Annotated in this window: 24 protein-coding genes; 11 read left to right on the forward strand and 13 right to left on the reverse strand. The window is 45.4% G+C overall.

Annotated features, from left to right (window positions below; translation table 11 throughout):
* Nucleotides 1-9: 9 nt before the first annotated feature.
* Nucleotides 10-696 carry a hypothetical protein gene (locus tag IDJ77_RS05900; protein WP_191188020.1) on the reverse strand — a complete coding sequence of 229 codons (687 nt, stop codon included), beginning with the start codon at nt 694-696 and terminating at the stop codon, nt 10-12.
* Nucleotides 697-765: 69 nt separating this feature from the next.
* Nucleotides 766-2,982, reverse strand: coding sequence for a transferrin receptor-like dimerization domain-containing protein (locus tag IDJ77_RS05905; protein ID WP_191188021.1), 2,217 nt, complete (start codon nt 2,980-2,982; stop codon nt 766-768).
* A gap of 169 nt (nt 2,983-3,151) precedes the next feature.
* Between IDJ77_RS05905 and IDJ77_RS05910 the strand changes: the two genes are divergently transcribed.
* Complete coding sequence (locus IDJ77_RS05910; protein ID WP_191188022.1) at nt 3,152-4,039, forward strand: dienelactone hydrolase family protein; 888 nt, start codon at nt 3,152-3,154, stop codon at nt 4,037-4,039.
* A 57-nt stretch (nt 4,040-4,096) separates the two neighbouring features.
* Here the strand turns inward: IDJ77_RS05910 and IDJ77_RS05915 are convergent, their stop codons facing one another.
* The 3 genes from IDJ77_RS05915 to IDJ77_RS05925 all read right to left on the reverse strand — a co-directional run bounded on the left by IDJ77_RS05915 (nt 4,097) and on the right by IDJ77_RS05925 (nt 6,397).
* Nucleotides 4,097-4,936: a hypothetical protein gene (locus tag IDJ77_RS05915; protein WP_191188023.1), complete on the reverse strand. Its 840-nt coding sequence runs from the start codon at nt 4,934-4,936 to the stop codon at nt 4,097-4,099.
* A complete protein-coding gene (locus IDJ77_RS05920) occupies nt 4,933-5,985 on the reverse strand; it encodes a hypothetical protein (RefSeq protein WP_191188024.1) in 1,053 nt (350 codons plus the stop codon). The genes IDJ77_RS05915 and IDJ77_RS05920 overlap by 4 nt, the downstream gene beginning before the upstream one ends.
* Nucleotides 5,986-6,136: 151 nt before the next feature.
* Complete coding sequence (locus IDJ77_RS05925) at nt 6,137-6,397, reverse strand: hypothetical protein (RefSeq protein WP_191188025.1); 261 nt, start codon at nt 6,395-6,397, stop codon at nt 6,137-6,139.
* Nucleotides 6,398-6,661: 264 nt separating this feature from the next.
* On the opposite strand from IDJ77_RS05925, the gene IDJ77_RS05930 reads away from it, so the two are divergent.
* From IDJ77_RS05930 to IDJ77_RS05960, 7 genes are all read left to right on the forward strand, one after another.
* The gene (locus IDJ77_RS05930; protein WP_224750987.1) at nt 6,662-7,000 is read left to right on the forward strand and encodes a hypothetical protein; all 339 of its coding nucleotides are present in this window, start codon (nt 6,662-6,664) and stop codon (nt 6,998-7,000) included.
* A 44-nt stretch (nt 7,001-7,044) separates the two neighbouring features.
* The gene (locus IDJ77_RS05935) at nt 7,045-7,761 is read left to right on the forward strand and encodes a DoxX family protein (RefSeq protein ID WP_191188026.1); all 717 of its coding nucleotides are present in this window, start codon (nt 7,045-7,047) and stop codon (nt 7,759-7,761) included.
* A gap of 134 nt (nt 7,762-7,895) precedes the next feature.
* On the forward strand, nt 7,896-8,954 hold the full coding sequence (locus IDJ77_RS05940) for a sensor histidine kinase (protein ID WP_191188027.1): 1,059 nt from the start codon (nt 7,896-7,898) through the stop codon (nt 8,952-8,954).
* A complete protein-coding gene (locus IDJ77_RS05945; RefSeq protein WP_191188028.1) occupies nt 8,951-9,652 on the forward strand; it encodes a LytR/AlgR family response regulator transcription factor in 702 nt (233 codons plus the stop codon). Before IDJ77_RS05940 ends, IDJ77_RS05945 begins: the two co-directional genes overlap by 4 nt.
* A gap of 30 nt (nt 9,653-9,682) precedes the next feature.
* Nucleotides 9,683-11,383 carry a CocE/NonD family hydrolase gene (locus tag IDJ77_RS05950; protein WP_191188029.1) on the forward strand — a complete coding sequence of 567 codons (1,701 nt, stop codon included), beginning with the start codon at nt 9,683-9,685 and terminating at the stop codon, nt 11,381-11,383.
* Nucleotides 11,384-11,572: 189 nt separating this feature from the next.
* Entirely contained in the window at nt 11,573-11,998 is a 426-nt protein-coding gene (locus IDJ77_RS05955) for a hypothetical protein (RefSeq protein ID WP_191188030.1), read from the forward strand.
* A 93-nt stretch (nt 11,999-12,091) separates the two neighbouring features.
* Nucleotides 12,092-12,433 carry a HopJ type III effector protein gene (locus IDJ77_RS05960; protein ID WP_191188031.1) on the forward strand — a complete coding sequence of 114 codons (342 nt, stop codon included), beginning with the start codon at nt 12,092-12,094 and terminating at the stop codon, nt 12,431-12,433.
* A gap of 50 nt (nt 12,434-12,483) precedes the next feature.
* Here IDJ77_RS05960 and IDJ77_RS05965 read toward each other — a convergent pair whose 3' ends face one another.
* Together IDJ77_RS05965 and IDJ77_RS05970 are read right to left on the reverse strand one after the other, a co-directional pair.
* Nucleotides 12,484-13,410 carry a helix-turn-helix domain-containing protein gene (locus tag IDJ77_RS05965; protein ID WP_191188032.1) on the reverse strand — a complete coding sequence of 309 codons (927 nt, stop codon included), beginning with the start codon at nt 13,408-13,410 and terminating at the stop codon, nt 12,484-12,486.
* Between the two features lie 94 nt (nt 13,411-13,504).
* The gene (locus IDJ77_RS05970) at nt 13,505-14,347 is read right to left on the reverse strand and encodes an SDR family NAD(P)-dependent oxidoreductase (protein ID WP_191188033.1); all 843 of its coding nucleotides are present in this window, start codon (nt 14,345-14,347) and stop codon (nt 13,505-13,507) included.
* A 271-nt stretch (nt 14,348-14,618) separates the two neighbouring features.
* Between IDJ77_RS05970 and IDJ77_RS05975 the strand changes: the two genes are divergently transcribed.
* The 3 genes from IDJ77_RS05975 to IDJ77_RS05985 all read left to right on the forward strand — a co-directional run bounded on the left by IDJ77_RS05975 (nt 14,619) and on the right by IDJ77_RS05985 (nt 17,441).
* Nucleotides 14,619-14,924, forward strand: coding sequence for a hypothetical protein (locus IDJ77_RS05975; protein ID WP_191188034.1), 306 nt, complete (start codon nt 14,619-14,621; stop codon nt 14,922-14,924).
* A 137-nt stretch (nt 14,925-15,061) separates the two neighbouring features.
* Nucleotides 15,062-15,940 carry a hypothetical protein gene (locus tag IDJ77_RS05980; RefSeq protein WP_191188035.1) on the forward strand — a complete coding sequence of 293 codons (879 nt, stop codon included), beginning with the start codon at nt 15,062-15,064 and terminating at the stop codon, nt 15,938-15,940.
* Between the two features lie 4 nt (nt 15,941-15,944).
* On the forward strand, nt 15,945-17,441 hold the full coding sequence (locus IDJ77_RS05985) for a PKD domain-containing protein (RefSeq protein ID WP_191188036.1): 1,497 nt from the start codon (nt 15,945-15,947) through the stop codon (nt 17,439-17,441).
* 119 nt (nt 17,442-17,560) lie between these two features.
* Here IDJ77_RS05985 and IDJ77_RS27580 read toward each other — a convergent pair whose 3' ends face one another.
* Genes IDJ77_RS27580 through IDJ77_RS27600 form a run of 6 tightly spaced genes read right to left on the reverse strand, consistent with a single transcriptional unit; the run spans nt 17,561 to nt 20,947 of the window.
* Nucleotides 17,561-17,929, reverse strand: a complete 369-nt coding sequence (locus tag IDJ77_RS27580) for a hypothetical protein (protein ID WP_224750988.1) — start codon at nt 17,927-17,929, stop codon at nt 17,561-17,563.
* Between the two features lie 55 nt (nt 17,930-17,984).
* Nucleotides 17,985-18,182: a hypothetical protein gene (locus IDJ77_RS27585; RefSeq protein ID WP_224750989.1), complete on the reverse strand. Its 198-nt coding sequence runs from the start codon at nt 18,180-18,182 to the stop codon at nt 17,985-17,987.
* Nucleotides 18,182-18,652 carry a (2Fe-2S)-binding protein gene (locus IDJ77_RS05995; RefSeq protein WP_191188037.1) on the reverse strand — a complete coding sequence of 157 codons (471 nt, stop codon included), beginning with the start codon at nt 18,650-18,652 and terminating at the stop codon, nt 18,182-18,184. Before IDJ77_RS05995 ends, IDJ77_RS27585 begins: the two co-directional genes overlap by 1 nt.
* Before the next feature lie 35 nt (nt 18,653-18,687).
* Nucleotides 18,688-19,254, reverse strand: coding sequence for a molybdopterin cofactor-binding domain-containing protein (locus IDJ77_RS27590; protein WP_224750990.1), 567 nt, complete (start codon nt 19,252-19,254; stop codon nt 18,688-18,690).
* Complete coding sequence (locus IDJ77_RS27595) at nt 19,251-20,198, reverse strand: xanthine dehydrogenase family protein molybdopterin-binding subunit (RefSeq protein WP_317174310.1); 948 nt, start codon at nt 20,196-20,198, stop codon at nt 19,251-19,253. The genes IDJ77_RS27590 and IDJ77_RS27595 overlap by 4 nt, the downstream gene beginning before the upstream one ends.
* Nucleotides 20,186-20,947 (reverse strand): molybdopterin cofactor-binding domain-containing protein, encoded by a 762-nt coding sequence (locus tag IDJ77_RS27600; protein ID WP_224750991.1) that lies wholly within the window; start codon nt 20,945-20,947, stop codon nt 20,186-20,188. The genes IDJ77_RS27595 and IDJ77_RS27600 overlap by 13 nt, the downstream gene beginning before the upstream one ends.
* Nucleotides 20,948-21,341 lie beyond the last annotated feature (394 nt).

Below are 21,341 nucleotides of genomic sequence, written 5' to 3' on the forward strand. Positions count from 1 at the left end.
CGAGCGGCTTTACCGGATCTCGTAAACGGTGGAATAAATAGCGCTGAGCTTACCTGCTGTAAAAATATACTGCACAAAATTGTAGCGCTTATTGCTTGGGATTGTACCAAAGTACCATTGCGGCGAAGCGCTCATCTGCGGGTCGTATGCTTTAGCTACGTCTTTAAAAAAGATAGACATCCGCTCGAATTTATGAGCATAAGTCCCCTGATTTTTAATGTTAACCAACTTTTGATATACCGCATCCACCGGGTTGCCAACACTCACCTTAGCGCTTGCATCATTACCGGCGGGCCAGCTATTTAGCTGCACGCCATCATTGGTAAATATGGTATTCACCTTATCATCGGCAAAATTGAGCTGGATGCCGGTGCTGGTTCCTTTTGTTTCATCCAAATAAACTGATGAGTACAGTGGTATTTTATTTTCCAGGCTCTCGAGGTTGGTGTATACATTATTAACGATCCCCATATGGGTGATGCCGCGTTCACTACGCATGGCCTGTACTTTTGCATAGATCTCGGCGCTGGTTTGCCCCATAGCGATACCCCATTGCCCGCCCGTGGTAAGCGTATCGCTGGATATTAGTTTTGGCGGGATAGGATCCGGACCCGTCGTTTCTTTTATGGAATTTTCTTTTTTACAGGCAGTAACAGCTAAAACGATAAGCAAAAGGATAGGCAGGAAACGCTTCATATAGTTGTATTTAATACAATTACGCAGCAGCAAGGCAAATTGCTACATCGATTTTAAAAGAGTTGCCAACTATTTCGCCCCGTCGCTCAGGTAGGTTGCCAATGCATTTATCCTCGCCGATACCACGGTGATCTGTTGTTTCGCTTCTTCCCAGTTGCGTTGTTCAATAGCCTCGCGAATGCCGGGAAGCGTTTTTACGCCGTAACCGGTGTAAAAGCCAGGGGCATAAATGGTATGCTTATACCAGCCTCTGCGCGGCAAGCCTTCGGCGGTTAACAATTGCTGCTCGGCCTGGTATAGCAGCTTGTTCAGTTTATCATGGTCACCATCTTTAAGTACGGCGGCGCTCCAGTAAGCGGCCAGTTTGTCGGCACTTTTCTTTAAGGAATCCAACGCGCCGGTAAGTGCTTTAAAATCAATGGCGGGCACGGTATCTTTAGCTAACGGGGCCTTGTATTGCCGGATTGGGTCGGCAGCAAGGTTATAGTAATTGGCCGCGACGAGCTGGTTATCCATTTTTGTTGTCTCGCGGGTATCATCCGTCAGTTTGCTCAACTCCGTGGCGTATTTGCTGATGGTGGCCTGCAAGCTTCTGAAATCGAAGGGGAGCACCTCGGCATTGGCCATGCGTAGTACCGAGTGACCGGCGGTTTGGGCAAGCGCTACACCGTAAACAAAATCAGGATCTTTAAAGCGCCTGTAATCATCAAAAGAATCGTAAATGGAGTGGTATTCGCCGCCGCCATCCTCGCCGCCGAAACCAAGATCGAGCGTGGTGATGCCCAAATGCTGCAGAAATGACGAGAAATCCGAGCCGGAACCCAGCGCTTCCAGTTTTTGACCCTTGCGCTCCATGATCTCTTTTTTATCGCCGGTGGAAGATGCGTTAACCAGCTGCATCGCCTTTTTGCGGTCGAAAACGCTTACTTTGGTTTGCGGGTCTGTTACGCCCTGCGTTACTTCATCTACAAAACTTTCCAGCGCCTGCGAGCCGCCGGCACCCAAAAAGCCCCGGCCGTTACTATCCGAGTTGATATACACTACCGCTTTTTGCTGGATCTCTTTATCGTGGCCTTCCGCAAATTCTGTGGAACCTATCAGCCCCGGCTCTTCGCCATCCCAGGAGCAATAGATAATGCTGCGCTTAGGTTTCCAGCCGGTTTTAAGTAATTCGCCAAGGGCGCGGGCTTCTTCCAGCATAGCTGCCTGCCCGCTAATAGGGTCGTTGGCGCCGTTTACCCAGGCATCGTGGTGGTTACCGCGCATCACCCACTCATCCGGGTAGGCCGAGCCTTTAATTTTCGCGACTACGTTATAAGCAGGCACCATATCCCAATTAAACGCCAGTTTTAAATGCACCATGGCCTTACCGCCGCCAATGTGATAAGTTATAGGCAACGACCCGGCCCATCCATCCGGGGCCACGGGTCCATCCAATGCGGCCAGCAGGGGTTGCGCATCGTGATAGCTGATAGGAAGCACCGGTATTTTTAATATGGTAGTAGCATCATCCTTGTTTAAGCGTTTGGCATCTTTGGTAGCGCCCACGCCGGGTGTAAGCGGATCGCCGGGGTAAAGCACCATATCCATCACCGAGCCGCGCTGTACGCCGAACTCGTTCTTATAAGCCCCCTTCGGATAAACGTCGCCGGCAGAATAGCCATCGTCGGCTGGGTCCGAATAAATGATGCAGCCGATAGCGCCGTGCTCATAAGCCACCTTCGGCTTAATCCCCCGCCACGACCGGCCATACTTGGCTATCACGATCTTTCCTTTTACATCTATCCCCATCGAGGCCAGCTTAATATAATCATCGGGCAGGCCGTAATTTACAAATACAAGCTGTCCGCTTACGTCGCCATCGGCGCTCCAGGCATTATAGGTTGGTAGCTGGTTGGCTTGCGCCGATGTACCGTCCTCTGCTAATGCTGGCTCTTTTAACAACGCCGTATAGGCTGTTGGCCCTGTTAGCTCCAATACCCTTGTTTTTGGTGATGGGAACAGCACGGTGTAGGTTTCGAGATGCGCATCCAGTCCGTAGCTTTTATACATCGCCAAAATTTTATCAGCTACGGCCTTGCTTCCGGGCGAACCTAAGTTGTGCGGGTAGGCCGACAGCGCTTTTATGGTTTCGCCAATGCGCTGGGCGCTCAAGGCCGCGTCGTAGGTTTTTTCGGAGGCTATTTGTTTGGCCGATGATGCCGGCGTAAAGCCAATTAGCGGTTTTTGCTGCGCAAAACTTGCTGCCGACAGCACGAGCAGGCTAAGGGTGAGGGTTTTCTTCATGGGCGAATTGTGTTACTGGGTGAATATACTAAAAAGTAGTAAAGCAAGCATTTCTTCACCGCATCGATCCGCTGAAAATAACATCAAAACTTTATACGTAACGATACTGTTACTATTTGGTTAGCAAGCCATTGGCCCGAATACTTACATTTGAATAAAACCAATAACGATGAGCCAGATCAACAAAGAAGACATTAAACAGGAAGTGTTTGACCTGTATGATGATTACGCGCACAACCGGCTCGACCGGCGCGTATTTGTGCAAAAACTATCTCTGTATGCCGTTGGCGGGTTAACCGTGCCGGCGCTAATGAGTTTTCTGATGCCCGATTACAAAACAAAAATACAAGTAACGGCAGATGACCCGCGCTTAAAATCAGAATACATCACCTACCCCTCGCCAAAAGGAGGCGGCAGCATCAAAGGGTTGCTCTCAAAACCTATTGATGCTAAAAAGAAGCTGGGCGGCGTTATTGTGGTACACGAGAACCGTGGCCTAAACCCTTACATTGAAGATGTAGGCAGAAGGGCCGCGCTGGCCGGCTTTATTTCTCTTGCGCCGGATGCACTTACACCGCTGGGCGGCTACCCCGGCAATGATGATGCCGGGCGCGAAATGCAAAGCAAGCGCGATAAAGGCGAAATGGAGGAAGATTTTATAGCGGCATACAATTACCTTAAGGCCCATAAAGATTGCAATGGCAAAGTTGGTGTGGTGGGCTTTTGCTATGGCGGCGGCATATCCAACATGATGGCCGTACGCGTGCCCGATCTGGCAGCAGCTGTGCCATTTTATGGCAGCCAGCCAGCAGCGGCAGATGTGCCTAAAATTAATGCGCCGCTGATGATCCATAACGCATCATTGGATACCCGGATAATGGCGGGTGCACCGGCCTACGAGGCAGCCCTAAAAGAGAACGGTAAAAAATACCAGGCCTTTGTTTACGAGAACGTAAACCACGGCTTCCATAACGATACTACCCCGCGTTATGATAAAACCGCAGCAGAACTCGCCTGGAAACGTACTATAGATTTTTTTGCGGAGAATTTGAAATAGCAAATTTTGCTTTAGATTATTGCTTATAAGGCCTTAAATTGAAAGATTTGAGGCCTTTTAAAATTCACGTACGCTAATCTTTTCAGACTGAAACTCAAAATGGCCATTTTGGTAGCTAAAAGTTCCTCGCCGCAATGAATCAATATTTTTTGCATTACCGAAGTAACTGTTGTTGCTGATATACTGATAAGTAAGAGTTTGTTCCTGCGGGCTGTATTTAATATAAGTATTGATTCTGGGCTGATTGTCGTCGTCGTGACGAAATGTAAATCCATTAGTTCCATGATAGCTGATCGGGTGAACCAAAATCGAATCTTTAAGAAAAGAAATTACTTTTGCCGCTCGGCGTACTGCGTAATAAGCCTGTATTGGATGTTCGAAACCGCTTTCGAGGAGCAGAAACTTGCCGTCGGGCAATTGGTATATTGTATCAACCGACATGGTTTCCAGCGATTTAACAAACTCTTTGTTATGCCATTTAAAATGCACAAATGTAATCCAACTTGAAAAACAAGTACCGCCGCAATTCTCCAATTCAAAATTAAATAGCTTAAAGTTATTACCCGGCGCATAGCATACTTTACCTTTTCTAACATCCATATTTATTTCTTCGGCCTGTTTTTCAACATCAACATCCGTAAGGGTAGATGCCGTATCTCCATCGTCGCTTAGGTTGGAGCGCAGAATTTCCATTTGGTATGTCTTGAGCAAAATAGCGTCGGCCGCTGTGGTTATCAACAACGGCCCGTTTTCATTTAGTATTGGTAATACGGCACCATTCTGGCTCAATCTCTTATCAGGACTACCTTTACTATCCTTATAAGAAAGCAGCTGCGCTCCATAAGCGACCAGTAATACGCCCAAAAGCCCTATTGCAACCTTAACTCCCCGGCTCATAATTTTAATTTTTTAAATAGCTGTGAGACCTGTCTCTTGCGTCGCTCATTTATATATTCATTACTCATCGCTATCTGGTAAAGGTCATTATAGAGTTTACCCGTTAAATACCTTCGTAATGTAGTATCAACCTTTGTTTTAATAAAATGCACTTTAAAGATTCCATATGAACTGTATATGCCGTCGGCGTTGTACTTACGGGCGGCAATAGCATAAAGCTGGCCATTCTTTTGAAAAAGGGATGAAACAAAAGGGGATTCCATTTTAGTGCCCCAAAACGTACTGTCTGTTATTTCGCAAACCTTGTAAACAATAAATTGACGATTGTTGACGCTACTCAGAATTGCATTGTTGCGATAATAGTAGAGCTGATTATTCGGGGCTCTATAAAGATGCATATCTCTAAAGTTGGAAACGTTGCCCAGTGAGGAAAAAGATTCATCACTTATTTGATCTATATTCTCTACTTTTTCGAGGTAACACTCATATGTACGATTCGTAAACGGTTGCCATGTGCTATCGATATTGGGGAAAAATCGGCTATGTTTTTCGTTTTTAAAAAGCCCTTTCAGGTCATACAGATGGTCGGGAATATGGTAAATCCCCCTGCTAAAAGAGAGACTATCCAAAACAACCTCGCGCTTGTAAGCAAACTCTGGGACGTACACCACCATGCTATCATTTAAATGCACTATCGAAAAACAAAAATTAGCAGGCACATCACCACCAACGGGTGTTTTTCGGGGTATAATATGGTAATAGCTATTGATGTATTTTATTGAGGCAAAGCGAGGGTCTTCCAATGCCGGGCTGATATGCCAGGTGCTATCGTTTTGCTCAACAAGATTTCCCTTATAAAATAACCGGAACTTAAGTGTTCCAGTATATGGTCCCGGTTGAGCATGCGCAATAACGCTACTCATCATAAAAACAACAACACACCATAAATTTCTGAAAAAAACTGTGCTAAACATTTTTTTGATATGTCGATTGAGTACTTGTAAGGTAACCCTTTTTTGACTGGTTTGGGTACTTTGGATAATATTCAACTCCGCTTATTAGCGGCCCTGTAACCGACCATAACGCAGAAAAGCCCTAAATCTTGCAGATTTAGGGCTTTCTTGTTTTTCAGCCGGCACTTAGTATATATTAATGTGCCCCCAAGCTTAACATCGTCAATAGAAAAAGCGACTCGCTGAATTAACGTGGGAAAGCAACAACCCCCATTGCGGCTATCCCGGGTAAATAAAACAGACAAACAAGTATTACCACAAAAAGCGTTATACCGATTGAAGTGAGCAGCCTCATCATCAACGCTTCCTCCTGTATTACATGCGCATTTATCTTCTTTAACTCCGTATCCATAGCAGATGAATTATGTGGACCATGTAGCAGCGTATCCAAATAATCGCCTGTACAAACGGTTACAGGGGGTTCAAGTGTTGATAAATTTGCATCCATATCAGTAGGTGTGTGATGTAAACATACACAGCATATTAGTCAATAGCATCAATTATTTTAAAATCAGGGGTTTCTACCTGCTTTTTAAACTGTGCGAAGATTGGGCGTTAACCAACCTCAAACAGCTAATTATTAAACATTTACAATTAACAGCAAACTATTTTCAATAAACACTTTGAAATTCAAAGTTCTTTTATTTACTTTGCCTTATAAAGTTCTTTGCTCGTTTAAAAAAGTTATTCACAAATACGTAAACCCATAGTTATGACACCAACAAAAAATTTAGAAACAACAGCTATCCATCCATTCCCATTGGGTAAGCTCATGCTGATCGGCGCCGGCGTAGGCCTTATTATCATCTCCATCTTTTTGATAGGCGTTAACCACCCCAGACCGGAGTGGGGACAGTATTGGATGATCCGGCCATTGGTTATCGTACCGTTAGCCGGTGCGGCCGGTGGTGTATTTTATTATATAATGGATTTTCTGCGCTATCGCGGAGGCTGGAGAACTGCGTTAGCCTACGTGGTAAGCGTTATCGGAATTATCATTGGCCTATGGATGGGGATTGTTTTGGGGCTGGTTGGCACTTTGTGGCATTAAGCCGAACGAACAGAAACACGGGCGGTCTTCACCTAATTTAAACTATGCGTATTTCCTCAAAACTTGATCGGCTGCACGCCGGCGCAAAGGCAAACCGGTGGCTGCGGTACTTTGCCGTTTTTAACCGCATTGCGCTGGCGGCTGGCTTTCTACCATCCGGCTTTGTAAAAATTATGGGCGAGCGGTTTACCGATCTATCCAATAATCACCCCATGGGTAATTATTTGGAGGCCCTACACCATACAGGCTATTACACATTTATTGGTGTGCTGCAGGTAACGGCAGCCATCCTGTTACTCATTCCCCGAACGGTGGTTTTGGGTGCGTTGCTCTATTTTCCCATTATATTGAACATTTGTATCCTGTCGCTGGCGGTGCGCTTTGAGGGTTCGCTGCTTTCATCGCCATTAATGGTGCTGGCAAACCTGTATCTTTTGTGCTGGAATTACGATAAGCTAAAATTCATTTTCCCGTTCAATCACAACCAGAAGCCGACCGTAAAAGCGATTAGCAATAGGTTCCCGATAGCCTTTTTTGCCGGCGTGGTGGCAACCGTCGCTATGGTGGTGCTGGCACTTACCAACATATTTGATATTATGCCCCGCAACACCCTGCCCGAATGTGCGGGCCAATGCCGGGTGAGCGCTAACCCAAAAGCTTGTTACGATTTTTGCGATTGCATCCACAAAAAAGGCCAGCCGCTTAATAAATGCCTGGATGAATATCATAAAGCATTAAAAGCTACGGCGCCGAAAAAGTAGGGATTTCGGGCTACGGCTTGTACCGTAGCCTCCTATTCGCCGCGCTAATCCCCATAAATGCTGCACTCATGTACTTTATGCTTTAACTATATAATAGTTTTTGTTGCTTTGGTATGTAAATCATCCGCAACAAATTGAAAAGGAGCATCACTATATCGCTTTACTGGAAATGCCAGCTTATTGGCTGGTCGATTGCCGCGTTATACTGGGGATATGCCGGATATAGTCCAAAAGGATTTAACTGGATGCTGGGTGTAATACAGTTTAGTACCGATGTTTTTATCTATATCCTCATCACGCATTTGTACCGCAATTTCGCCCTAAGCAGGGGCTGGCAAAACCTGGGCTTAAATAAATTACTGCCAAGGCTGGTGCCGGCCGTTTTGGTATTGGGGCTGGTTTACCTGCTGGTAACATCCGTAAAAATTTACTACATACGGTTATGGCTGCAGCCCGATATTTCGAGACCCTTTGGGGAGTTTTTTGATTTTTATCGCGATGGCATCCTGGTGGCGGGCATCAGGCTGATGTCTATCTGGCTGCTGGCCTATCACCTGTACCATTATTCGCAGCGCGAGATCAGCATTGCCAAAGAAAATGGCCGGCTGGCTGTGATCACGCGCGATGCACAGTTAAACAACCTGTCGGCGCAGCTTAACCCCCACTTCCTGTTCAATTCGCTTAATAATATTAAAGCCTTAATTAGTGATGACCCCACTTCCGCTCGAAGGGCTATAGACCTGCTCTCAGAATTGCTAAGAAGCTCCCTTTATCATGGCGATAAGCAATTGATAAGCTTAAAAGAAGAACTCGGACTTGTGCGAGATTACCTTGAGCTTGAAAAACTGCGTTTTGAAGAGCGTTTGCAATACCATATAGCTGATGATGATCTTTCGCAGAACATCCTGCTTCCCCGCTTAAGTATTCAAACCCTCACCGAAAATGCCGTTAAGCATGGCATCAGCAAGCAAAAAAACGGCGGGTTGATAGCCATCCATATCCTGAAAGTTGATGGCTATTTAAACATAACCGTGAGCAACCCCGGTAAATTTACGCCAGCCGCGGAATCTCATGGTTTGGGTTTGAAGAACCTGAATGAACGCCTGCAGCTTCATTATCAAAATGCAGCCGCTTTTAACATCAATGAAACAGGCGGAACGGTATCGGCAACCATTAAAATACCGTTGGCATGAAAAAGATACGGGCATTGATCATTGATGACGAGCGCGCCGCGCGGAACGAAATAAAGCGCTTATTAGCCAACTACCCTAATTTTGAATTAGTCGGCGAGGCTTCCAATGCAGATGAAGCCTCAGAAAAGATAATATCGCTAAAGCCCGACCTGCTGTTCCTGGATATCCAGATGCCCGAACGATCGGGGTTTGACCTGCTCGAATCGCTGGAGCATGTCCCGCTGGTTATATTTACCACCGCCTATGACCAGTATGCCGTTAAGGCATTTGAGGTTAGCGCTTTGGATTACCTGCTGAAACCCATCCGCCAGGAACGCTTTGAAAAAGCCCTAGCACAGGTAAGACAAAGGGTGAACAGCCCGGATGCCGCCGGGCAAATATTTGTGAAAGACCGGCAGCAGTACCATTTAATCCAGTGGAGTTCGGTACACCTTATCGAATCGATGGATAATTATGCCCGGATCTTTTACGGTGAAAAAAACGTGTTTCTGAAAAGCTCGCTTAACCAATTGGAGGGCCGGCTGGACGGCGAGCTGTTCTTCAGGATAAACCGGGCACAGATCGTCAACCGAAAACACATCCGCGAGGTTGGGAAAAATACCGGCAACCGCTTAAAAATAACCCTTCATACAGGCACCGAACTGGAGGTTTCCGAACGGCAATCGGTAAAATTCAAGCTTTGGGCCGCAGATAAATAAAAATAATAAATACACATTAACACCATTAAAATGATGAGAAAAACATTCTCCCTGCTACTGCTATGCCTTGTTTTCTGCAAGATGGCATCGGCACAAAACCAACCGGCTAAGGGGCAATATATCCGCGATAGCATCCTCTTGAAAACCCGCGACGGCGCACTGGTTACCGTGATGACCGTCCGCAAAAAAGGCGTAACAGAGAAGCTTCCCACTATTCTCCAGTTTACTATATACGCCCGCCGCAGCGACACGCTGAAAATACAGGAGGCCGCTGATAAAGACTACGTTGGTGTAATAGCCTACAGCCGTGGCAAGTGGAACAGCCCGGGCGAGGTGCTGGCTTACGAAACCGATGGCCGGGATGCCTACGATGTAATAGACTGGATAAGCAAACAGCCCTGGAGCGATGGCCGGGTGGGCATGTACGGCGGCAGCTACAACGGCTTTACCCAATGGGCGGCTACTAAGAAACTGCATCTCGCGCTTAAAACCATTGTGCCATCGGCAGCGGTAGCGCCAGGGCTGGATGTACCCATGACCAACAACGTGCAAATGAGCTTTGTGTTCCCCTGGACGTATTACACCAGCAACAATAAATTCCTCGACGAAAAGGATTACCGCGGCCCGCAATGGGGCGACCTGTACTGGAAATGGTATAACGACGGCCATGCCTACCGCTCGCTGGACAGTTTAACCGGCAGGGGTACTAACCACATGTTTCAGCGCTGGGTTGCCCACCCTACTTACGATAAGTACTGGCAGGATATGATCCCTTACAAAAAGGAGTTCGCCAATATCAATATCCCGGTTTTAACAACAACGGGCTATTACGATGGCGGGCAAATAGGCGGGATGTACTATTACCGCGAACTGATGAAGCATAACCCCAAAGCAAACCAATACGTGCTAATTGGCCCTTACGGCCACTTTGGCTCACAGGGATACCCGGATTCGGTTTATAACGGCTATCGTATTGATAGTGCTGCGCGGATAAATATCCACGAGGTGATCTACCAATGGTTCGATTATGTGTTTAAAAACAAGCCGAAACCGGCAATACTAAAGGATCACTTTAATTTTGAAGTGATGGGCGGTAACGAGTGGCGGCATGTACCCTCGCTACAACAAATGAGTACCGATACATTGAAGCTCTATCTCGATAACAAGCATCTTTCCGCCATCAAGCCGCTAAGAAAATCCTTTATGCCACAAAAGATAGACTTTGCCAATCGCGATGGTTTGAGTAGTTATTATTACGAGAACCAGATAATTTATGATAGCCTGAACACCAGCGGACTGGTTTTCACCAGCGATGTGCTAACTAAACCGTTAACCATCAGCGGAGCCTTCTCGGGCTTGTTAAAAACCCTGATCAACAAAAAGGATATGGATTACCACGTGCTGCTGTTTGAGCAAATGCCCGATGGGAAGTATTTCTTCCTGTCGTACTTTATGGGTAGGGCCAGTTATGCAACAAGCACCGAAAAGCGCCGGTTGCTGAGGCCCGGGCAAGTGGAGAGTATCCCATTTACCAATACCTATATCACCAGCAGGCGCTTAGGCAAAGGCAGCAAAATTGTAATTGTACTTAATATTAACAAAAGCCCTTTCGAACAGATCAATTACGGCACCGGCAAAAACGTGAGCAACGAAAGTATAAAAGATGCCAAAACACCATTGCAGATAAAGTGGTTTAACGATAGCTATATCAATATACCTGTGCTTAAATAAAATTTATAGATCCCGATTAATAGTTATAAAAAATGCCCCGCAGCAAAGCCTCAGATCTTTGGTTTGAGGCTTTGCTGTTTTCCGGGGTAATAGCCTTGGGGGTGAAAATATATTTCCAGTACGTGATTACAATGGCATGTTGGTTTACCTATCTTTATCCTATAAATCAATATTTTAAACCCAACCGCTATGCGCATTGTAAAAATTCTTTTAGCTGTACTAATGGCACAATTGATTGTTTCATGCGGTTCAAAATCGGCGCCCCAACCATCCCTCGCAGGCAAATGGAATATTACCAGCGCGCTTGGTAACGATGGCCGGCACTGGACAGGCTCTTTCACCCTGAAACAGGAAGGCGGCGAAAACAAGTATACCGGGCTTTTTTTATGGCATGCGGTAGATGGCAGCGCAGATGGTACGGATAGCATTACCGGCGAATACAATGTAAATACAAAAGTGCTGACCATGAAATCGGTGATTATAAGCGGCAATATCGAAAGCGTTTTGTATACCATGGATGTAACGGCCAACGGCAGGGTTATGACGGGCATCTGGACAGGATCGAGCGATGGTTCAATTGAACACCCGGGCAGGTGGTCGGCCGAAAAGGAATGACAGGCCTCTACAACCTCAAAACCCGCTACATTAGTTTTTGCCTTTTGTATCAAAAAGAATATTTATTCTATTTTCGGGCAAATATTGTGCTCCATGAAAGAACAACTACTCACCTTAATTTCGGGCTTAAAGAAAAACACCATTGCTTTTAGCGCCGTTATTGAATTTATAGAAACCTATTACAAGCACCAGCCAACAGCGTTTAAAAACGGCGAAGCCTATAACGAGTCGACACAAAACCAGGGTAGTGCAAAGGTTTTTGCTTTCGCCCAAATAAATAACTTAAGCGCGGTGGATACGCTTTACTTATTTGCCGAACACTACCAATCGGTACTGGCCAACCCTACCGCTACAGATCATCAAAACATCAGGCAGTTTATGGCCCATGGCTGGCCGGGTGTGGTATTTGAGGGAGAAGCCCTGGTGGCGAAATAACGATCTATCGATGTCCGTGGCTAATTTGAGTGTTCAAGCCTGACTCCCCTCTACGATAAAAAGAAGCTCTTTCTAAATTGCACCGGCGAAAGATTTGTTTTGGTTTTGAATAGCTTACTGAACGATTGCGAATGTTCGAAGCCTAAAACATAGGCAACCTCGCTTACCGATAAATTAGTGGTTGATAGCTTTTCCTTCGCTTTTTCAATGAGTTGATCGTGAATGTGCTGCTGTGCGTTCTGCCCGGTCAGCGACCGCAGCATGTCGCTCAAATAACTTGGTGAAAGGTTCAGCTTTTCTGCCAGGTACCCCACTGTGGGTAACCCCTGCGTTAACGCGATTTCGTTGTTAAAATATAAATTCAACACTTCTTCCAGCTTCTGTAGCAGATCGTTATTCACCGCTTTGCGGGTAATGAACTGGCGTTTATAAAACCGGTTGGCGTAATTCATCAACAACTCAATTTGCGAGATAACAACATCCTGGCTAAAATCATCTATCCGGCCCTTCAGCTCGTTCTCTATCATTTTAAAAACCTCTATGATAGTTGCTTTCTCATCTTCCGAAAGATGGAGGGTTTCGTTAGTAGAATAAGAAAAGAAGCCGTACTGTTTAATGTTTTTGGCCAGCGGGTAGCCCAAAAAGAAATCGGGATGGATAAGCAGTGTATATTCCGAACATACGCTGGCGTCATTGTCGTTACTGCCAATTACCTGCCCCGGCGAGGCGAAGAGTAAGCCACCCTCATCAAAATCATAATAACTCTGGCCATACTTTAATTTGCCGCCGATTTTTGGCTTATAGGATATCTTATAAAAGCCCAGCACATGGTATTGAGGCAGTTTTGGAATCTCCACTTGTGCATGCGCCCCATTAATGAGGCTTATCAGCGGATGCAAGGGTTTAGGCAAACCAAACATCCGGTGCGCTGCGGATAGCGATTCTATTTTAAAAAGATCATTTTCTTCTTTTTTCATATCTCATTCCATTTTAAAATGATAACCGATAATATTTTAAATATCGGTTATCATTTATGGTTTACCAAGCCGCTTCTCAACTCTGGGTCCTTTTTTACTTTGAGATGCCTTGCGCCGAATTAGAAACATTCGTCCAGGCATCCCACGTAGCTAAGCGTTCTGCATAGGCGTTGCGCACCCAGGGCAAACAATGGCTCCCTAAGAAGAAACGTAGCGGTGGATTTTCTGCATCAACTATCTTAAAGAGTGCTTCGGGAGTAGCTTCGGGGTCGCCTCGCTCCATCGTTTTTAAGCTATCAAAAAAACCGGCCTTAAAATCAGCGTAGATATCCTGGCCGGTCGCAAACTTCAGAGACCCCTGGCTGCCAAACTCCGTAGCATACGCCCCCGGCTCAATAATAGTTACCTTTATACCAAAAGCCTTAACTTCTGCGGCCAGGCTTTCGTGTATAGCCTCAAATGCCCATTTGGATGAACAATAGTAGCCGATAACCGGCAGCGTAACGTGTCCAAGGTTACTCGAGGTTCCCAGTATATGGCCGCCGCCTTGTTTCCGCAACAGCGGTAACGCAGCCTGGATAACAGATACCGGGCCGATAATATTGGTTTCGTAAAGTGCCCGGATATCATCCGCGCCGGCCTCTTCAATGGTGCCAACTAAGGAATAGCCGGCGTTGTTCAATACAATATCCAGTCTTCCAAAGTGAGCATGCGCCTGTTCCACGGCCGCTTTTACCTGCTCGGGCCGGGTTACGTCGAGCGCCAGAGTTAATACGCTTTCGCCATATTTTTCTTTCAGGTCGGCTATGCTATCCACGTTGCGGGCAGTAGCCGCCACTTTATCGCCACGTTTCAATGCAGCATCCGCCCAAACGCGTCCAAACCCGCGAGACGAACCGGTAATGAACCAAACTTTATTTCCTTTTTGATTTTCCATAACACAATGTTTTTAATTATTTAATAAAACAAAGGTGGAGAGGTGCCGGTATGCGCTTGTAGGCTAATTGCGGGCATTTGTAGCCAAAACGAGGAAAGAGGGGGGTGATTGACTGGCCTCATAATTTCGGATTTGCGTTTACTATCTACTGTGTTTCGAAGAAAGGTGAAAGACAGACAGATAAGTTTACCTTACATTAACTGGGTACTAACGTTTACCGTTTGCTATTTCGTAGCTCATTCAATACATTTGTTTGTATCTATACCTTATCATGAAACACCCGGTTTATTTAATGTTTATTGTGCTAAGTGCCCTTATCTGGGGCTGCAATAAAGAAGTAATAGTAAAAAAAACAGAAACCGAGATAACTGTAATTCGTAAACCAACCGCTATCAGCATTGCTATTGACAAAATTGTAAATGACTCTACCTTAACTTTAAAGTGGAGTAAGATTAACTATCCGGGCTTTAAAGAGTACATCTTAACCCAATCAACAAGAATATTTCAGGGCGGTGTTTTTGAGTATGTTAATACTCAAAAAGTGATAAAAATGCAGATTCGACAAGTTATACCGTAACTAACATTCCGAGGATACCGGATGCGTCTTTCACAATAACGGCCTCGTATACTCAAGATTCTAAAATCGAATATGTTTCGGCAAATCTTACTTACAGCAGAAAAGACGCTTACTTAAACACCAAGGTTTCGCACGCGTTGATCGACAAACAGGCAAACGTTATTTTTTTGTTTGATAACGTAGCCGGTACCATTAATTCCTACGATTATGCTGCCGACAAACCACTAAAAAAGCTTAGCCTTGATATTGGCCTGGGATACGCGGCGATGGGCCTTATAGATAGCAAGACGGAAATATATGCACCTACAGTTGATGGCTGGCTTTTTATTATAGATGCTGCAACGCTAACCGTTACCGATAAAATATTTGTAGGTGGTGAAAATGTTGCGTCGGCGGCTGTATTTGGCGATAAAATAGCGGTTTCGGCAACAGAGAGATCGCAAACATATTCCTATGAGAATAACGTAAAAATATACGACCGAAAAACAAAAAAACTCATTGGCCGAACAGCCTATTACGATAACACCCATTTACTTAATCTCGAAGGATCATCGGAATTTATTGATATAACATTTAACATAACCCCTACGCAGCTTACTTATTTTAAGCTTGATAATGACGGAAAACCTATAGTTAAGTTTGAAGACAAGTACCACGGAGACCATAATCTTGATCCAACCATTCTCAAATCATTCCCCGATGGTAAAAAGTTTATTACAGGATCACATGGAACAGTTTACACCAGCGACCTAACGTTTGAAAGTGACCTTAACTACTACGGCACCAATTATACCGATTTCGCTTTTAATCAACCGGGAACGATAATCTACTGTTCTGAATTGTCAAATAAATCTATAACAGCAATCAGTTACCCTGCTAAAACCGTCTTAAAAAGTTACGTTACAAAGTTGCAGCCTTTAAAACTTTTCAGGGATGATGACTCCCTGATCTGTGTAAGTACCGAAAATGTATATGGCTATAAGGCTGTAATATTTATAGAAAAAATTAAATTATAATATTGTGCACATCAAAAAGTTATTTCCTGTATTAGCAATCTGTTTAATAGCTTTTACCTGGTACACTGGTTGCAAAAAAACAGATAAAATTGTTATTGAAAAGGAAACCATAGAAGTAACCGCACCCAGTAGCAAGTTCAGTACTCAGGTTTTCGATAGACGATTTAATGGCAGGCAAAATAATACTGTTGCCGTTATCGACTCTAATTTCTACTTTAAAAACCAGTCCGACTCGGCCAACAACATCACATATACCTGGGATTTTGGTGATGGCGAAAAATCGCAGCTAAGGCATCCGGTACACAGTTATAAATCAGGTGGAATTTATACCGTAAGGTTAATAACTAACAAGGCGGACCAGGCCTTTGATACCACTCAAACACGGTTAAGCGTGATAGCCGGGCAGCGTGAATTTGAGTGGGCAGGTAAAAGCGTAAACCCTATAGACATTGTTGAAAAAGGCGACGGCGACTTTTTGTTTTTGGGCTTTTCCGCTGATAAGAATACCTTTCCCACAGTACCTTCGTATTTTTTAATAACGCTTGATAAAGATTTTCGTCAAAAAAACATTAAAACGCTGGCCGCTAACGTTAAACTAAGCTCCATTGAGAAGTGCTCTGATAACGCTTACATTTGTATTGGTAACACAACAGGAGGGGCTGACCAGAACAACCTTATCAAGATCAGCGCAGAAGGTGTGATACTTTGGTCGAAACCTATTGAGATTGAAAACTTAGTAAGTGCAAAACAAACGGCAGACCAGGGTTTTATTTTAGCCGGCTCAAAAAATGTCATAGTGGATATATACGGAAATGTACAACCAAGAACCGCTATAATCAAAACCGACGGGAATGGAAATGTGGTATGGAACCGCTTGTTTTCTGCGGCATTACTTTTAAAAAACACCTACAACGTTCTTACAGAAACCGATGGCTATACCATAGCAGGTATAAAGCCGGCAACACCTTCGCCTAATTATTATTGCGATGCTTGCGACTCGGTATGCCTTGTAAAATTAAGCTCCACGGGCCTGGTAACAAGCTCCACCAGTATCGAAGCGGCGTTAAACACAGGGAACTTCGGTATGGTAAATGTTGACTTAGGCAAAACCGGTAATTATATTGTGACGCCGGGTAATACCAGGGGTATTTTCGTCTTTTCATCTGCAAGAATGTTTCTGGATCGTAAATTAACTACCAATTTGGCTTCATCAAGCGTGATCAATAATGGCGATATAATAGCGCTGCAGAATGAATACTCTAACGGATTTAGCGTTTCGATGGCCGGATACAGTGAAACAGGAGCGAGAAAATGGTACTTCCCATTAGATGGCATACAGTACAGCAACGGCGGCTATAGCTGTTGCTCTAACAGTTGGCCCGTGATCGTAAAGAAGTTAAAAGATGGTAGTTCGTTATTTATGGCCAGTAAAGTAGATGTTTACGATTATCACTATATAGGCACTATAGTTAGGGTTAGTGCTGATGGAAAAATAATGTAACCGATAATTGATAGATCCGGCCCGACAATCTTGCACAATTCAGCAATGAGGCGGCAAAGAAAAAGCCGTTACGAAAATCATAACGGCTTAGTTTTAGAACCGGTGGTGAACAACCATTCTTATTTATCCGCCGGAGCATAAGCCCCGTTATTAAGCCAGGTTAACCAGGCTTTTTTGAATGCGGCATGGCTCATCGGAGGCAAGGTAGGCCCTTCGCCCGGGTTCCAACCGGTTAGCACCAGGCCGTCATCAGCATGCGCTATGAGCTTTTTCATATCCTTGTTGCCATTTTGTTTCGGGTCTACCAGTTGCTTAGCCAATTGGCGCGGCGTTCTGCCCTGGAAAACCATTTTCATGTTTGCTGGCGGCAGGTGCCAGTCGGGGTTACCGGGAGGAGCATGTAATCCCGCAGTATTGGTGGGCTGATGGCAGTTGGCACACTTCATGGCGTAAACGCCTTTTCCGTCAACACCTCTTTTAGGCAGCATGGTATGCAAATGGCTATCGTCGCCCTGTAATGGTATGTTCCCCGCAGGATGACAATTACATACAGCGCGCACTCATCAGTACGGTGTAAACCTGTTTAAAGGCTGTTACAGAAGCAACACTGTCTTTTTTAATCGCAGGCAAAGCTGATGCACGGGCAACTTTTGGATAATTGTCCTTATTTAGGGTAAAAGCCATTATGCCTACCATCGCACATAATAACCCGGTAACGATAAAAACGCGGCGCTTGTTCATTACTTTGTTTCCCCCTTTCCCTGCAATTCAGCGGCTAAATGGATGGCCTCCCGAATGCGCAAATAAGTACCACAACGGCAAATATTACCCGCCATGGCATCATCAATATCCTTATCGGTAGGTTTAGCTTTTTCTTTAAGCAACACAGCAGCAGACATGATCTGCCCGGCCTGGCAATACCCGCATTGAGAAACATCCAACTCCAGCCATGCCTTTTGCAAGGGGTGAGTGTTAGTTGCCGAAAGGCCCTCTATGGTTACTACTTTCTTTCCCTCGGCGCGGCTTACTTTTGTAACGCATGACCGCACAGCCTCACCATTTAAATGCACTACGCATGCACCGCATTGCGCCACCCCACAGCCATACTTTGTACCCACAAGGCCAACATGATCTCTAAGCACCCAAAGTAAAGGTGTGTCGGGTTCTGCGCCAACATGGTAGGTTTTCTTATTAATATTTAGAGTGATCATAATTTTAATGTTATGGTTGAAAAAAGATTAATTAGTTAAACAGCAGGCATTTCGGGCTGCGGTGACGAAAAAGGTTGCTGATAGAAACGCTTGCCCGAAGCTTTATACAAGGCATTAGCCACCGCCCCAAACACCGGCGGGAAGGGCGGCTCGCCTAAGCCGGTTGGGTCAATGTCATTTTTAACAAAGTGCACCTCTACCTTTTTAGGTGCTTCGTGCATGCGGATGATCCTGTAGGTGTGGAAGTTGTTTTCCTGTACCGCGCCGTTCTTGTGCGTAAGTCCGCCGTACAGGGAATTCCCTATACCGTCAACAACCGCACCCTGTACCATATTGGTTGCGGCATCGGGGTTAATAACTATTCCGCAATCTATAGCGCTAAATACTCTTTCTACATAAGGCTGCCCTTCTTTGGTGGTCATATCCACTACATGGGCCGCATAGGAATTATGGCAGAAATAGGCAGCAACGCCGCGGCTGAACTTCTTTTGTTCGGGCCCGTTCCAGCCCGATTTTTCTTTAACCAATTTCAACACGCCCGCATATCGGTCGGCATCATATTCGTTATTCTTACCAACGGGGTTTTCTTTCGCCCTTTTCAACAATTCCAACCTAAAGTCATCGGGTCTTTACCCATTGCTTCGGCTAATTCATCCAGGAAAGATTGTTCTGCGGCAGCATTGAAATTAGATCTTGGCGCCCTGAATGCACCTATGGTGATATTGGATGCGATCTCCCAGCCCTCGGCAAGGTAATTATCCACTGCACCCGCCGGGAACCTGTTTGCATGAATGGCGTTTTCGGGTATACCGCCGCCTTTAACGTGAAACCCAATAAGGTTTTTGTTAGCGTCTAATGCCGCACGATAGGTAGCAGTGTACATTGGGCGGTAAATACCATAGGTGGTATCGTCTTCGCGGCTATAGATGAGTTTAACAGGCGCTTTTGCCCGTTTAGAGATCAGTGCCGCTTCTGTAAGGTAATGCCCGTATGCCCTGCGGCCAAAGCCGCCACCCATACGGGTCATCTGTATTTCGATCTTATCGGCAGGGAGCTTTAAAATTTTGGAGAGTGTGGGTTCTGTCCAGCCGGGTGCTTGCAATGGGCCCACCAGCAGCGCTTTTTCATCGGTAACATGTGCAAAGAAGTTCATTGGTTCCATGCAGTTATGCGCCAGGAAGGGGGCATTATAGGTGCGCTCGATGATCTGGGCCGCATTCTTGAAAGCCGTTTCCGAGTCGCCGTCCTTTCTTAATTGCTGGGCGGGTTTACTGGCATACAGCTTCATCTTCTCCAACTGTTTTTCGGTGCTTTCCAGCTCCCCCGGAACAATAACCTCCCTTTTCCCGCCTCTGCCCATCATGGTATCTTTGGTGTCGCCGGCGGGTTCCCATTCAACTATGAGTTTTTTACGGGCTTGCATCACCTCCCAGGTGGTTTTGCCAACCACCGCGAGCAATTCATTAAAAGTGCGCGTATCAAACCCGCCCTGCTCAAATCCATCTTCATATAATTTGATGGTGAAAACATCTTTTATACCGGGCACTTTAAAGCCTGGCTTGCGTCAAATGATTTTAGTTTGAGCCCGAAAGCCGGCGGATGCACAGCCATAGCAATGAGCATGCCCTCGTGCTTGTAATCCAACCCAAAAAGCGGCTTCCCGCTGATGATCTTCGTTCCCTCCACGTTTTTTTGCGAATGCCGCACAACGCTGAAGCTTTTTACATCTTTTAGCTTTACATCCTTAGGTACAGGGATGCCCGATGCCTTTGCGGCGAAATCGCCGTACCTCCCTTTCTTACCACTTTTTGCGTGATAAACTTCACCGGCTTTGGTTGTTATTTCTTCAACGGGTACCGCCCAGCTTTGCGCCGCGGCCTGCATCAGCATATTGCGTGCAGCTGCACCTGCCTGGCGTAACGGCTTCCAGTACATCCTCATGGAATTACTGCCACCGGTAAACTGCGGGCCTAACTTAGTGTTATCATGCGGCCCCATCTCCACCGCTACCTTTTTCCAGTCAACATCCAGTTCTTCGGCTACCATCATCGGGAGAGATGTCATTACATTTTGCCCAAACTCGGGGTTGGGGCAAATAATTTTAATAACATTATCTGCGGTGATCTTGATGTAACCGGTTATTTCGCTCCATTCTGCAGCAGCGCCGGCATCAACGCCCCTTTCGGCAAGCCCTAATTTTCCAAGGGCACTAAAATGGATCAGCAGCCCACCTCCCGCAAGGGCCGAGGCTTTAAGAAAGGCACGCCTGTTGAAATTTGTGTTGGTCTTTTCCATCTTAAATATTTTAGTTTTTGCTAATGGTATTTCAAAATCTTTTAAATGCGTACAAGCGAATTCACACAAAATTTCATTCGATTGAAAATTCGCGCATGTTCATTAGGGGGCGTATCGGTTGTTTTAGTATTGGCTTCTCTGAATGATGAGGTAGGGCTATGTAATGCTCAAAATTCTCTAATGCAAATTAGTTATTTTATTTATTAACCAATTTAATAATAGACGGTTGGTGCAAAATTATCGACGGAATTGGGATAATTATCCATTGGATGGCCCAAATTGGACCTATAATAGAGAAAGATTTAGATGCCGCCGCAGTAGGGCGCATCAGATAATTTGCTTTACAGCGTTAACAAAAAGCCCCAAATGCAAAAGGCCTCAAATCTTTCGACTT

Origin of the sequence: Mucilaginibacter pankratovii (genome assembly GCF_014773265.1) — a bacterium.
Taxonomy (GTDB): Bacteria; Bacteroidota; Bacteroidia; order Sphingobacteriales; family Sphingobacteriaceae; genus Mucilaginibacter; species Mucilaginibacter pankratovii.

Coding starts and splice junctions, on each gene's coding strand:
- IDJ77_RS05900 (WP_191188020.1), bottom strand. CDS start 696: ATGAAGCGTTTCCTGCCTATCCTTTTGCTTATCGTTTTAGCTGTTACT.
- IDJ77_RS05905 (WP_191188021.1), bottom strand. CDS start 2,982: ATGAAGAAAACCCTCACCCTTAGCCTGCTCGTGCTGTCGGCAGCAAGT.
- IDJ77_RS05910 (WP_191188022.1), top strand. CDS start 3,152: ATGAGCCAGATCAACAAAGAAGACATTAAACAGGAAGTGTTTGACCTG.
- IDJ77_RS05915 (WP_191188023.1), bottom strand. CDS start 4,936: ATGAGCCGGGGAGTTAAGGTTGCAATAGGGCTTTTGGGCGTATTACTG.
- IDJ77_RS05925 (WP_191188025.1), bottom strand. CDS start 6,397: ATGGATGCAAATTTATCAACACTTGAACCCCCTGTAACCGTTTGTACA.
- IDJ77_RS05930 (WP_224750987.1), top strand. CDS start 6,662: ATGACACCAACAAAAAATTTAGAAACAACAGCTATCCATCCATTCCCA.
- IDJ77_RS05935 (WP_191188026.1), top strand. CDS start 7,045: ATGCGTATTTCCTCAAAACTTGATCGGCTGCACGCCGGCGCAAAGGCA.
- IDJ77_RS05945 (WP_191188028.1), top strand. CDS start 8,951: ATGAAAAAGATACGGGCATTGATCATTGATGACGAGCGCGCCGCGCGG.
- IDJ77_RS05950 (WP_191188029.1), top strand. CDS start 9,683: ATGATGAGAAAAACATTCTCCCTGCTACTGCTATGCCTTGTTTTCTGC.
- IDJ77_RS05955 (WP_191188030.1), top strand. CDS start 11,573: ATGCGCATTGTAAAAATTCTTTTAGCTGTACTAATGGCACAATTGATT.
- IDJ77_RS05960 (WP_191188031.1), top strand. CDS start 12,092: ATGAAAGAACAACTACTCACCTTAATTTCGGGCTTAAAGAAAAACACC.
- IDJ77_RS05965 (WP_191188032.1), bottom strand. CDS start 13,410: ATGAAAAAAGAAGAAAATGATCTTTTTAAAATAGAATCGCTATCCGCA.
- IDJ77_RS05970 (WP_191188033.1), bottom strand. CDS start 14,347: ATGGAAAATCAAAAAGGAAATAAAGTTTGGTTCATTACCGGTTCGTCT.
- IDJ77_RS05975 (WP_191188034.1), top strand. CDS start 14,619: ATGAAACACCCGGTTTATTTAATGTTTATTGTGCTAAGTGCCCTTATC.
- IDJ77_RS27580 (WP_224750988.1), bottom strand. CDS start 17,929: ATGCTGCCTAAAAGAGGTGTTGACGGAAAAGGCGTTTACGCCATGAAG.
- IDJ77_RS27585 (WP_224750989.1), bottom strand. CDS start 18,182: ATGAACAAGCGCCGCGTTTTTATCGTTACCGGGTTATTATGTGCGATG.
- IDJ77_RS05995 (WP_191188037.1), bottom strand. CDS start 18,652: ATGATCACTCTAAATATTAATAAGAAAACCTACCATGTTGGCGCAGAA.
- IDJ77_RS27600 (WP_224750991.1), bottom strand. CDS start 20,947: ATGGAAAAGACCAACACAAATTTCAACAGGCGTGCCTTTCTTAAAGCC.